Below are 13,183 nucleotides of genomic sequence, written 5' to 3' on the forward strand. Positions count from 1 at the left end.
AAAGTATTATACCAAAAGGACCAGAACATGTTTATGTAAGTGATATAACATACATTAAAAGTAGAGACAAAACACATTACTTGTCATTAGTTACAGATGCTTATAGTAGAAAAATAATGGGCTATAAGCTTAGTGATGATATGGGAGCTGAAAAAGTAGTGCAAGCTTTTAATATGGCAGTTAAGAATCGGAACAACAACAACAACGAATTAATACATCATTCTGATAGAGGATTACAATATTGTTCTTCTATTTATCAAAAGGCTTTGTTAAAAAATAATGTAAAACCATCAATGACTGATGGATATGATTGTTATCAAAACGCATTAGCCGAGCGTATTAATGGAATATTAAAACAAGAATTTTTAATTTATAAATGTAATAATGGAAAGGAACTTAAACAATTAATTAAAGAGTCTATAAATACATATAATAACAAAAGACCACATTTAAGTCTTAACATGAAAACACCTAACTTTGTACATAACAAAAAACCAGAGAAGTTAACTTCTCTGGTTCAATATAATTTTTTAAATAACTGTCAACCTATTTTAGGACGACTCACTGTAGGTTAAAACATCATTACTCGTAGCACTATCTTCTTTAACAAATCCTAATTTTTCTAATTCTTCTGCAATTTTGTATACACTTTTATTAAAGCCTGTATTACCAACAACACGCCAATATTTTTCTACAAAAGAAGTTGTTTCATAAGCCAATTCACCCGTAAATTCTTCGTTTAACACCTCAAAATAATTAGAAGTATTTAAAACAGGAGCCGCTTTTTCATTCTTACAACTTATAAATAATAAAAGGACAGGTAATAGATAACCTTTTTTTAGCATAACGGGGTTTTATGGCTTTAAATGTACACTTTTTATGTCTTCTTGTGCTGGTCAATTTTGCTTTCTTAACGACAACAACTTTTTTAATACGTTACAAAAACTGCAAACTGTATTGAAATTAAAAGTGAATGAATTTTAAGAGGTTGTTGTTACTTCTTTATATATAGTTTTACTCTCTCCCTATTGGGTAATCTTCATAAAAATCTTCAAAAGTTTTATCCGTAGTATATTTATCTCGTAGTACTTTGTAAACCATTAATACTACTAATAACTGACCGATAACTGTAAGTATAAACATCCACCTAAAACCTATATTAGTAAAAGCCAAAGCAGTTATCACGAATAAAAATACGGTGGTAAACAACACCAAAAACATAGCTGAACTCCTCATAATAAACATATTACCCTTTAATTTACGAAAAAATCAATAAATAATAAAGCTCTAGTTACTTTATTAAAGAGTAACCTTAGATGTTTAATGTTTTTTTGGAGTATTTAGTTAAGATAGAAGAAACAGAATAGCTCTAACAATACTTAACGTTTTGTTAGTGCTTCTCCTTCAAAAAGTAACCCTTCAAAACCTGTATTTATAAAATTTCTAATGTTTTGATGATCTGTTCCTTCAGGATTTTTTAAAACATCTTCAAAATAATACTGCCCAAAACAAGCCAAGGTTTCTTCTTTACTGAACCCCTGTTGTATAGCAAAAGAAAATACTTTACATGAACCTTGATTTTTTTCAGCTTCATTGTATAAATCTCCATTTTTAAAGGCAGTGGGTGTAAAATTATATAAGTTTCCAGTCACTGAAATAGTATCAGAAAACTTAACTTTTTCTGGTGCATTTTGTATCGTTTGTTTAAATGTATCTAGTGTCATTTGAAAAAGGTTTTACGCTGCAAAACAAAAGATTTAAACTCATAAAAACTAACTCGTAGTAATTTTTTACAAACTAACATTTATAGTTAAATTTGCACAGCAAAAATTTCTAGATTCCGAAACAAGTTCGGAATGACAATTTGTAGGAAATCTCGCTATGCGAGAATAAAATTTTTAAAAATGTACAGAACGCATACTTGTGGTGAGTTAAGAGCATCGCACATTAATACTGAAGTAACCCTTTCTGGTTGGGTACAAAAATCACGTGACAAAGGTTTTATGATTTGGGTAGATTTACGTGATCGTTACGGAATTACACAGTTAATTTTCGACGAAGAACGTACTTCTAAAGAATTAATGGAAAAAGCCAAAACTTTAGGACGTGAGTTTGTTGTACAAGTAACTGGAAAAGTTATTGAGCGTCAATCTAAAAACGCAAATATTCCAACAGGTGATGTAGAAGTTTTAGTATCTAGCTTAGAAGTTTTAAACGAGGCAAAATTACCGCCTTTTACTATTGAAGATGAAACGGATGGTGGTGAAGATATTCGTATGAAATATCGTTATTTAGACATCCGTCGTAACCCAGTTAAAAATAGCTTGGTTTTCCGTCATAAAGTATCGATGGAAGTTCGCAAATATTTATCTGACAAAGGTTTTATTGATGTGGAAACTCCGTATTTAATCAAGTCTACTCCAGAAGGAGCACGTGATTTCTTAGTGCCTTCTCGTATGAATGCAGGACAGTTTTATGCGTTACCACAATCACCACAAACCTTTAAACAGTTATTAATGGTAGGTGGTATGGATAAATACTTTCAGATTGTAAAGTGTTTTAGAGATGAAGATTTACGTGCCGACCGTCAACCAGAATTTACACAGATAGACTGTGAAATGGCGTTTGTTGAGCAGGAAGATATATTAGAGATTTTCGAAGGAATGACACGTCATTTACTAAAAGAAATTAACGGCGTTGATGTAGACAAATTCCCAAGAATTACGTTTGATGAAGCAATGCGTAAATACGGAAATGACAAACCAGATATTCGTTTCGGAATGGAGTTTGGTGAGTTAAACGAAGTAGCTCAACACAAAGACTTTAAAGTATTTAACGATGCTGAATTAGTAGTAGGTATTGCTGTTCCAGAAGGAGCTTCATACACTCGTAAAGAGATTGACAAATTAATTGATTGGGTAAAGCGTCCACAAGTAGGAGCTTTAGGAATGGTATATGTAAAGTGTAACGAAGACGGAAGCTTTAAATCATCGGTAGATAAGTTCTACGACCAAGAAGATTTAGCAAAATGGGCAAAAGCTACCGGAGCGAAGGCAGGAGATTTAATTTGTGTGCTTTCAGGAAATTCTAACAAAGTTAGAGCGCAATTAAGTGCTTTACGTATGGAAATGGCAGAACGTTTAGGTTTACGTAAATCAAACGAGTTTGCGCCATTATGGGTAATCGATTTCCCATTATTAGAATTAGATGAGGAAACAGGTCACTACCACGCAATGCACCATCCATTTACTTCTCCAAAACCAGGACAATTAGCATTATTAGACACCGATCCAGGAGCTGTTAAGGCGAACGCTTATGATTTAGTGTTAAATGGAAACGAAATCGGTGGAGGGTCTATTAGAATTCACGATAAAGAAACACAAGCTATCATGTTTAAGCATTTAGGATTTACCGAAGAAGAAGCAAAAGCTCAGTTTGGGTTCTTAATGGATGCGTTTGAATATGGAGCACCGCCTCACGGAGGTTTAGCTTTTGGATTGGATAGATTGGTAGCTATTTTAGGAGGTCAAGAAACCATTCGTGATTTTATTGCCTTTCCTAAAAACAATTCAGGACGTGATGTAATGATAGACGCACCTGCAACTATAGATGATGAACAACTACAAGAACTAAGCATCAAATTAGATGTTAAAGAACAATAAACTAAGTATTTATAGTTTTTAATGATATAAGAATCCCGTTCTAAAATTAGAACGGGATTTTTTAGTATTTTTAATCTTATGAAAAAACTAACTATTCTTTTTGTTTTATTTTTGGTAACTACTGGTTTTTCCCAAGAACTTTCAGGAGCACAAGTATTAGAAAAAACAATACAATATCACGACCCTAATAATAGTTGGAAAACTTTCAACGGAACCTTATTTGTTTCTATGAAAACTCCTAGTAAACCTATTCGTAATAGTGAAATAACCATTAATCTTCCGCAAGAATGTTTTTATGTAAAAGCTACACAAGGAGATAGTACCACAGAATATACTTTTAATAAAGATACCTGTAAAATTAGCTTTAATGGAGAAGAAAATCTTTCTGAAGAAATTTTACAAAAACACCAATTGAGTTGTAATCGTGCTAAGTTATATAAAAACTACTATACCTACTTGTATGGGCTTCCTATGAAGCTGAAAGATAAAGGGACTATTATTCATAACAAAGTAGAGTATAAAGCATTTAAAGGGAAAGAATACTTAGTACTTAAAGTTACTTATGATGAAAAAGTAGGTTCAGATACTTGGTACTTCTATTTTAACCCGAAAACCTATGCTATGGAAGTATATCAGTTTTTTAAAGACTCTCCTACTAGTGGTGAGTATATTTTGTTAACAGAAGAAGAAACTATTAATGGAATAAAAATGCCTAAAGTTAGAGCGTGGTACTATAATAAAAATGACACTTATTTAGGTACTGATTTTTTATCAAAAAACTAGTTTTTTATACATCATCAAAGAACCTGAAGCACAATGCCTACATCTAAGGAAGCTTATAAAAAAATATTAATTTGGAGATACAAACATATCTCTGAACGACAATTTGTGTATGTTTTAAGCATTTTAGTCGGGTTTTTAGCCGGTATTGGTACCTTAATTCTTAAGAACCTTACTTTTTACTTTCATCGTATTTTAGAAGATGGGCTTATTAAAGATTATCATCATTCTTTGTACTTTATTTTTCCTATCATAGGGTTATTTTTAGTGTTTTACATTAAAAAATATCTCATCAAAAAAGATATTGGTCATGGTATTTCAACCACCTTGCAATCTATTTCTAAAAAAAATGGAATTATTGAGCGTTATAAAATTTACGCTTCATTAATTACAGCTCCAATAACTGTTGGTTTTGGAGGTTCAGTAGGATTGCAAGGCCCTGCTGTTAGTACTGGTGCTTCCTTAGGGTCTGGAGTAGCACAGTTATTTCATATGAACATGAGAACTCGTATGTTATTAATTGGTTGTGCTACAGCCGGAGCGATGTCATCAATGTTCAAAGCTCCTATTGCAGCCATTATTTTTGCAGTAGAAATTTTCAGCTTAGATCTTGCGTTTGCATCGTTAGTTCCGTTGTTATTAGCATCTGTTTCTGCAGTAATTACTTCTTATTTCTTTTTAGGAAAAGATGTGTTATTTAGTGTACAACTACAAGATGCTTTTGAAATTAATGATCTTATTTTTTACATTGCCTTAGCAATTTTTACAGGTTTTTCCTCTGTGTACTTTTCTAAAATTTATTTTAAAATCATTAATTTCTTTAAAAAATATAATCCTTTCAAACGATTACTATTTGGTGGAGTAGCTATTGGTATAATGCTGTTTTTAATCCCTCCGTTATTTGGTGAAGGGTATGGAATTATCAACAACTTATTGTCTGAAAACGCTAGTGCTGCCCTTAAAAGTATTCATTACAACATTGATTTTGACAATGTTTGGATGGTGATTGTTTTTTTATTGATTATTGGTGTTTTTAAAGTAATTGCCATGACTACCACTTTTGCTGCTGGTGGAGTTGGTGGTATCTTTATTCCTACACTTGTTATGGGTAGTTCTTTAGGAAATGTTACCGCTAAAATTATCAACCAATTTGGTTTTGATGTTTCTGAAACTAATTTTACCTTGATTGGTATGACGGGCTTAATGGCCGGTGTTTTACACGCGCCTTTAACTGCAATTTTCTTAATTGCTGAAATAACTGGAGGTTATGACTTATTTGTTCCGTTGATGCTTGTTTCTGCGGTTTCTTATGCCATTACTAAATACTTTGTATCTAATTCAATTTACACTATCGAACTAGCAAAGCGAGGGGAACTTATTACACACAATAAAGACAAAAATGTAATGATGATGATGAAGATTAGCAAGATTATTGAAAAGAACTTTATTAAAATTCATCCAGAGATGACTCTTGGAGAAATGCTAAAACAAGCTGTTTCTAAATCGAAACGAAATATTTTTCCTGTAGTTGATGATGAAAATAAGTTTTTAGGAATTGTTTTATTAGACGATATCCGTCCTATGATGTTTAATCAAGAGTTATATGAAACCATCACTGTTGAAGATTTTATGAAGATAGCTCCTGCTATTATTTTTTACGATGATAGTACAGAAAAGGTAATGCAAAGATTTAAAGAAAGTAGTGCATGGAACTTACCTGTGGTTAAAAATGGAGTGTATGTTGGTTTTATTTCTAAGTCAAAATTACTATCAGCATATAGAAACAAACTAATTGAAGTTACTGTTTAACTTAAAACAATTTTACATTTTCAATTCACATTTTGATGTAAAAAAATAATTTCCTTCTTTAGATTTTTGAGGCACTCTATTATCTACACACATATAACGCAACTCACAGTTTTTACATTCTGTTATTACATCTTTATTAATTCTCCAATATTTTTGAAATTTTTCTGAGTCTATAATTTTTACTAAATCTTCAAAAGTAGTATCTGTTATATTCCCGAAAACCTCCTCTGCTTCTGGAGCATTAAGCAACATACCTTCCTTATTTATAAAAATCTTTTTATTAAAGTAAGTGTTATATTTTTGAGATTCTGTAAATAAAGAAATATTTACCGTAAAAAAGCATTCCTTTTTATTTACAAATTTCTTAAATGGTGTTATAAGAATTTTTGAAGATGTTGTTTTTAATGGTTCTTTACTTAGCAAAAAAATAGTTTCTATTCGTTTGTATTTAACTACAAGCTGCTCATAATCAACCATTCTTTCATTTGCATTAAACTTTGCTTCAAAAGCAATAGAAAAAATAGAAGAAGTTGTTAACTTTTCTACAATATCTTTAATAATTATATACGATTCAGGAATACGTATTTTAATATATAAGTATTCACAACCTAGAGCTGTAAGGTATTTTATTATTTTTTCGAACAAAGGATATGTTCGTTCGCTTATCTCAATAATTGCATTTGATATTTTAGCTGGAGATGCCCATTTCATACTCAATTTAGGAAACAACTTAATTTCATCTTCATTTATTAAAAATGTAAGTTCTTTAGCCTTCAGAAACTGAAAATACTCTTCTACTACCTCTTTATTATCTTCACCGCATAATTCAAATATTTCTGAAATAGTATGCTCTTCAAACAACTGAATAAATGTGTATAAATCGTTTGGAATATTAAACATTTGTTTTCTTTGCAAATCATATATAACTGATTTATCTTTTCCTAAAACAGGAATACAGTTAGAAAACATTCTTACATATTTATAGTTGTTATTCATCATATATAGGGTGTTGTATCGTTATTGGCTTATAAAAACTTCTTTTTAAAGCATACCTATCGTGATATTTATCTATTGATATTCTATTATAAATTAATGACTTTGAACTATTGCTAATGGGTTTTATTTTTGATAAATAGATTACTAGGGGTAACTTTTTTTTACATTTTTCTTTTGTTTTATCTAATAAGCGCAGAGCTTCTTTTTGAGGTATCATAATTTTTAAGTTTGTTTGCTATTTTTTCTTCTAAATAGTAATTACAAGGATAAGAAACCATACCAAATTGCCCGATAGGGTTTACCTCTAAGAAAACATACTGTTTAGAAGGTGTGTAAATTAAATCGAAAGAACAACTAGTTAAACTTAGCTTTTCTGCTAACGTTTTTAATTTTATTTCTATGTCTAAAGGCAAATTAAATGGAATTGTTCTGTTTGGTTTTTGATTATTATAACATCTAAAATCTGTTTTAGTTTGTTCATCCAACTGAGAAAAAATTGCCATTGAATAAAACTCATCATCCAAAAAATAACTACGTATTTCTAGTGTTTTTTTAATATTTTCTTGAAATAAACTAACTCCGAAAGAATCATCAAATGAATTTGTTTTTTCTGTATCTATTGATGTTGTATAAGTAGGCAACCAATAAGTATCTCCATATAAATTAATAGGGTCATTAATAGGTTTTGTAACTAACATTTTGTCTTTTAATGCTTTTTCTAAAACCCTTTTTTGATTTGTAATTGTGGTTTTAGGAATACACAACCCCAACTGTTTAGCTATTGTTAATACAATAAGCTTGTTAACTTTTTTATAGTTGTAATTATTTATAGAGGGTTTTTGGCTCAGTAAAAAGTGTAAATACTCAAATAAATCTTTTTTTTCCTCATTATAAAACTCCGTTATTTTATCTCCAATAAAATCTTTTAATTCAATACAATCATACAACGTAAAGTTCCCTCTTCGATACCAAACTGAGGTAATCTCATTAAAATTAACAATTCCACTGCTAGTAGTAATAAATACCTCTGAGGTATTTACATTTACAGTTAAGCTATTTATAAGCTCATTATTATTAAGTATTATAAAATCTTCTTTTAAATAACAAAGCCATCGTATTATATCAACGGTACTTTCATCTTGTTCAATAGATAAAATTAATATCATAATTCAACTGTTTAACCCATTCTGCCAACGCTATTTTGGCAGAATGGGTTATTTAAGGACTAATTAATCTTTATAACCATCAGTTCCCATGTTAAAACCATCTACATAGGTTCCAATACTAAAGCTTCCTACATAGTCTTCGTCTTTCTCATCTCTCCAATAAAGACCAAGACCACCTTTTGTTGTGTCCATCTCATTTTGAGTCATTTCAAACTCTTTTAATGATTTCATTTTTGAATTCATAATAAATATTTATTTGATTACCTACTCTTTTGCTATAGGATTTTCGGCTTACTCCCTTTTTTACACCTATATAAATTACAAGTGTTTTTTTGGTTACCCTCTTTAGTAAAAAAACTTTTTTATAGAGCATTTAAATTATTCTTTTCCAATAAGTTGGAAACAAATATTAAATTTTTAGCAAAACAAAATTGAAGTAAAAGGGAACTATTTATAAAAAAAGGAGGTATTATTTGAAAATTATGACAGCTAAAAGAGGTTGGATTCAAGTAATAAAAGTAACCTTTAGATTAAATAAAAACTAACTCATTATAGATATAAAGTTTTCGAAATCAAAACGTTTTTTTGGTATACCATTTAGTGTTTTTTCAATCTCTTGTGCTTATTTATATTTTTCAAATACTAGCTTATAAAGATTGAAACTTCTGCAAAATAATGCTACGTTTTTAGTTGTTTGCTACAAATTCATGTTTTTAAACTGTTTTCATTATCTGTTGCGATGGTATATAAATAAGGTATTCTATCCTGTAATTTATCTAAAAAAATTAATACATTATGTAATGTTCTCTAAAAAGAGATTTTTATTAGTTAAATTCAAGTAATATCACTTCTGAAGAATTAAAGTTTGATATTACCTTTATAAAAATTATTAAGTAATATGTTTAAAGAGTATAATTTTATTTTTTGATATGTTTCATTGTATTCAACCTAATACTTAGTTAAATAAGCAAGCATTTTATCAGGAAAATCTGTAAAACCACCGTCAACATTTGCTTCAAAAAGTAGTACCTGAATCATTTCTTCAAAAGAAAAAAACTCATCTAATTGATCAGCTCTAAAGGTATATGGATGTACTTGCAACCCCAACTTATGTGCTTCTTTAACCAATGGTGTGAATTGCCATTTACCTGCTACTTTTTTATCTAAAATTTGTTTATACCAAGGACCTAATCCGTCGGCATACGATGTAAAATGTTTGAGTTGTTTAGTTTCTTCTGGAAATTCAATTAACTGCACTAAAAACAAGTCTGATTTAAATTCTTTTCGTACTCTCTCCAACTCTTTAGCATCAAAACATTGGAACATACATTTATCACTTTTAGTTTTATAGCCATAAGTTGAGAGAATATCCAACGTAATTTTAGCAATATCTTTTCCGTTTTGATGATGAAACTCTGGGTTTTTAATTTCAGGATAAATTCCAATATTTTTACCTTTTGAAACATTTAATCCTTGAATCAATTCAATTTCTTGCTGTAAAGAATGTAAATTAAAATTTCCTTTTCCCTTCGGAAATCGATTTGGATATATTTGTTCTCCTGTCTTTGGATTAAAACGTTCGGTAACATTTAATTTTTGTAAATCTTCAAATGTAAAATCGATTACATAAAAACGCTCATCTTCTCGTTTTTTTTCTGGAAATTTTTCAGCAACATTGGTAACATCATCTAAATAAATATCATGAATAACAATTGGAATATTGTCTTTGCTCAACACTAAATCTTGTTCTATATAATCAGGGTTCATTGTATGTGCCATCGCCTTGGCTTCCATAGTATGTTCTGGTAAATATCCTGAAGCTCCACGATGAGCAATTACAATTTTTTTCTGCATGCTGATTGTTTTATTTTTTGGTTGATAACCAAAGAAAAGTATAAACTCAATTCATCTATTACAAATACTTTTGATTAGTTAATAGTATTGTATAAAAGTAAAAAAAACCAAGAGATGTACATCTCTTGGTTTACTAATAGTTATTTAGAACGTCTTTCGTTAATAAAGACTACGACTATTATGGTTTCTTAGTTTAACATTGAAGCTCTAGCTCCTCCTGGTTGGAAGATAGCTCTCATTCTGTTACGTTGCCCATCAGTAAACATGTACATACAAGCATCATAAGTGTAATCCATATAGTTCATTGTCATGTCAGCAGATTTACAACTAACATCTGGATATGATGGACATCCATAATTTGCAGCATCAGAAGAAGGAGTATCTTCCACAAAATCATCTTTACGACATCTTCCGTCTCCCCAAATATGACGTAAGTTTAGGTAGTGACCAACTTCGTGAGTCATAGTACGTCCTCTATTAAATGGAGACTCAACATAGCCCGTATCACCAAAGTATTGAGGAGAACATACAACCCCGTCAGTAACAGAATTTCCTCCTGGAAATTGAGCATATCCTAAAATTCCACCTCCAATATTACATACCCAAATATTTAAATGAGTTTCTGGAGTGATTGGTGGGTAAGCTTGTTTTACAGTATTATTAGTACCCCAAGAAGTTTTTGAATTTGAATATCTAAAAGTATTAGCTAAGGTAAACTCGATTTCAGCATCTGTTACATCATTGGCAAAAGTAGTACCTGAAGGCAGGTTTAAATCACTATTTTGTGCTCTAAAGTCTTCGTTTAAAACTCTAATTTGAGAAGCAATTTGAGTATCACTGATGTTTTCATTAGAATTACTGTATACTACATGTACATAAACAGGAATATTAATAATCCCTAATCCGTCCTCAATCGGAGTTACATCAACATCACCACTTCCAGATCCACCTCCTGGCTTCCCTTTTTCAGTAATTGTTTTTCTTGTTGCATACTCAATATCATACATTTTCTTGTATAATCCTGGGTTCTCTTTAAGTTGACGGTTTAAAACCCTCATTGACTGACATTGTTCAAAACCACCTTTTTGAGAGACTTCTTCAGTTTCTACATAGAAATCGCTCATGTCAATTGCTTCTTGAGTTGGTAAAGCTTCGTCTTTAGCATTCTCTTGACATCCTACTAAAACTGAAGCTGCTACAGCTAGTGTTAAAAAAATTCTTTTCATGTTGTGAAAAATTATAAAATTAATTAGTGAAAATTGCCCTTATGGCAACAACTCTGTTAAAAAACTTAAAAAGGTATTTTAATCAATAAACATGTTAAATATATATTATATTGATAAAAATCAGGGGGGTTTTTTAACGATTTTCAATATATGTTTTTTTTTATGCAAAAAAAAAAAAATAAAAAAAAGTTAAATCCTTAGGTTTTATAACTTGTAGATATCCATTTCTTAACATTATCTAAATATAAAAACTAAACAAAAACACTAAAAAAACGTCAATTTTAAACAACAACACCTATAAAAGTGATAATTTTTAAATCATTAAATTGTATTTTCATCAATAGACAAACAAGATTAAAATGATTTAAAAAATATATCTTTACGTCCTATTTAAAAAATTAATTATGGAAAATTCATTTAACTCAAAAGTGCTTGTTGCACAAGTCTCAGAAGCTGATAAAATTGCTTTTTACAAAAAAACCTATGCACACGTTGCTGGTGGAGTATTATTGTTTGTTTTGTTTGAATATTTGTTTTTACAAAGCACCACCATTATTGAATTTGCCTTATCAATGACCCAAGGCTATAAATGGTTATTACTACTAGGTGGTTTTATGTTAATTACTAATTATGCTGAAAGTACCGCTTTAAAAACCTCCGATAAAAATTTACAATACTTAGCCTATTCAGGATACATTTTTGCAGAAGCATTTATTTTTATTCCTTTAATCTACATTGCTATAGCATACACTAATAATTTTGATGTTATAAAACAAGCAGGCATTGTTACATTAGCCTTATTTGTTGGGATTTAATCAATTGTATTTATTACCAAAAAAGATTTTTCTTTTATCCGAGCAGGATTATCTGTTGGATTCTTTATTGCTATAGGATTAATCATCGCTGGTACTTTATTTGGTTTTAACCTAGGTTTATGGTTTTCTGTTGGAATGTGTGTGTTAGCTGCTGGTTCTATTTTATATCAGACTTCTAATTTGGTTCACAAATTTTCTACAGATGACTACATTCCAGCAGCATTAGGCTTATTTGCTTCTTTAATGTTGCTGTTCTGGTATGTATTACAGATATTTATGTCGAGAGATTAAGAAAGACACTTATAATTTATTGAGTCGTCCTAAAATAGGTTGACAGTTATTTAAAAAATTATATTGAACCAGAGAAGTTAACTTCTCTGGTTTTTTGTTATGTACAAAGTTAGGTGTTTTCATGTTAAGACTTAAATGTGGTCTTTTGTTATTATATGTATTTATAGACTCTTTAATTAATTGTTTAAGTTCCTTTCCATTATTACATTTATAAATTAAAAATTCTTGTTTTAATATTCCATTAATACGCTCGGCTAATGCGTTTTGATAACAATCATATCCATCAGTCATTGATGGTTTTACATTATTTTTTAACAAAGCCTTTTGATAAATAGAAGAACAATATTGTAATCCTCTATCAGAATGATGTATTAATTCGTTGTTGTTGTTGTTCCGATTCTTAACTGCCATATTAAAAGCTTGCACTACTTTTTCAGCTCCCATATCATCACTAAGCTTATAGCCCATTATTTTTCTACTATAAGCATCTGTAACTAATGACAAGTAATGTGTTTTGTCTCTACTTTTAATGTATGTTATATCACTTACATAAACATGTTCTGGTCCTTTTGGTATAATACTTT

The 13,183-nt window shown here is 30.0% G+C and carries 15 protein-coding genes; 6 read left to right on the forward strand and 9 right to left on the reverse strand.

The genetic code is table 11. The features are described 5' to 3' along the window. Positions 1-575 (forward strand): IS3 family transposase (locus ACKTSW_RS08305; protein ID WP_408024814.1); only part of this gene is annotated, 575 nt, incomplete at its 5' end. Here the strand turns inward: ACKTSW_RS08305 and ACKTSW_RS08310 are convergent. The 3 genes from ACKTSW_RS08310 to ACKTSW_RS08320 all read right to left on the reverse strand — a co-directional run bounded on the left by ACKTSW_RS08310 (position 552) and on the right by ACKTSW_RS08320 (position 1,724). Beyond that, positions 552-845, reverse strand: coding sequence for a hypothetical protein (locus tag ACKTSW_RS08310; RefSeq protein ID WP_408024815.1), 294 nt, complete (start codon positions 843-845; stop codon positions 552-554). The genes ACKTSW_RS08305 and ACKTSW_RS08310 overlap by 24 nt on opposite strands. 169 nt (positions 846-1,014) lie before the next feature. Continuing rightward, positions 1,015-1,236: a hypothetical protein gene (locus ACKTSW_RS08315; protein WP_408024816.1), complete on the reverse strand. Its 222-nt coding sequence runs from the start codon at positions 1,234-1,236 to the stop codon at positions 1,015-1,017. A gap of 143 nt (positions 1,237-1,379) precedes the next feature. Then, entirely contained in the window at positions 1,380-1,724 is a 345-nt protein-coding gene (locus ACKTSW_RS08320) for a HopJ type III effector protein (protein WP_408024817.1), read from the reverse strand. 180 nt (positions 1,725-1,904) lie between these two features. Here ACKTSW_RS08320 and aspS point away from each other — a divergent pair, with 180 nt between their 5' ends. The 3 genes from aspS (at position 1,905) to ACKTSW_RS08335 (ending at position 6,251) form a co-directional block, all read left to right on the forward strand. After that, complete coding sequence (aspS, locus tag ACKTSW_RS08325) at positions 1,905-3,662, forward strand: aspartate--tRNA ligase (RefSeq protein WP_408024818.1); 1,758 nt, start codon at positions 1,905-1,907, stop codon at positions 3,660-3,662. A gap of 78 nt (positions 3,663-3,740) precedes the next feature. Beyond that, entirely contained in the window at positions 3,741-4,445 is a 705-nt protein-coding gene (locus tag ACKTSW_RS08330) for a DUF6503 family protein (protein ID WP_408024819.1), read from the forward strand. A gap of 33 nt (positions 4,446-4,478) precedes the next feature. Further along, positions 4,479-6,251: a chloride channel protein gene (locus tag ACKTSW_RS08335; RefSeq protein ID WP_408024820.1), complete on the forward strand. Its 1,773-nt coding sequence runs from the start codon at positions 4,479-4,481 to the stop codon at positions 6,249-6,251. A 12-nt stretch (positions 6,252-6,263) separates the two neighbouring features. Here ACKTSW_RS08335 and gwsS read toward each other — a convergent pair whose 3' ends face one another. From gwsS to ACKTSW_RS08360, 5 genes are all read right to left on the reverse strand, one after another. After that, a complete protein-coding gene (gwsS, locus tag ACKTSW_RS08340; protein ID WP_408024821.1) occupies positions 6,264-7,250 on the reverse strand; it encodes a grasp-with-spasm system SPASM domain peptide maturase in 987 nt (328 codons plus the stop codon). Between the two features lie 176 nt (positions 7,251-7,426). After that, entirely contained in the window at positions 7,427-8,413 is a 987-nt protein-coding gene (gwsG, locus tag ACKTSW_RS08345; protein WP_408024822.1) for a grasp-with-spasm system ATP-grasp peptide maturase, read from the reverse strand. 63 nt (positions 8,414-8,476) lie between these two features. Beyond that, positions 8,477-8,656, reverse strand: coding sequence for a hypothetical protein (locus ACKTSW_RS08350; protein ID WP_408024823.1), 180 nt, complete (start codon positions 8,654-8,656; stop codon positions 8,477-8,479). A gap of 705 nt (positions 8,657-9,361) precedes the next feature. After that, a complete protein-coding gene (gene glpQ / locus ACKTSW_RS08355; protein WP_408024824.1) occupies positions 9,362-10,267 on the reverse strand; it encodes a glycerophosphodiester phosphodiesterase in 906 nt (301 codons plus the stop codon). 188 nt (positions 10,268-10,455) lie between these two features. Next, positions 10,456-11,493: a zinc metalloprotease gene (locus tag ACKTSW_RS08360; RefSeq protein ID WP_408024825.1), complete on the reverse strand. Its 1,038-nt coding sequence runs from the start codon at positions 11,491-11,493 to the stop codon at positions 10,456-10,458. 404 nt (positions 11,494-11,897) lie between these two features. Between ACKTSW_RS08360 and ACKTSW_RS08365 the strand changes: the two genes are divergently transcribed. Beyond that, the gene (locus ACKTSW_RS08365) at positions 11,898-12,308 is read left to right on the forward strand and encodes a hypothetical protein (RefSeq protein WP_408024826.1); all 411 of its coding nucleotides are present in this window, start codon (positions 11,898-11,900) and stop codon (positions 12,306-12,308) included. A 12-nt stretch (positions 12,309-12,320) separates the two neighbouring features. Then, the gene (locus tag ACKTSW_RS08370; protein ID WP_408024828.1) at positions 12,321-12,599 is read left to right on the forward strand and encodes a Bax inhibitor-1/YccA family protein; all 279 of its coding nucleotides are present in this window, start codon (positions 12,321-12,323) and stop codon (positions 12,597-12,599) included. Between the two features lie 9 nt (positions 12,600-12,608). On the opposite strand, the gene ACKTSW_RS08375 is transcribed toward ACKTSW_RS08370, so the two are convergent. Continuing rightward, the coding region (locus ACKTSW_RS08375) for an IS3 family transposase (protein ID WP_408024827.1) at positions 12,609-13,183 on the reverse strand (575 nt) is incomplete at its 5' end.

It is taken from the genome of Tenacibaculum sediminilitoris (genome assembly GCF_964513795.1).
GTDB lineage: Bacteria > Bacteroidota > Bacteroidia > Flavobacteriales > Flavobacteriaceae > Polaribacter > Polaribacter sediminilitoris.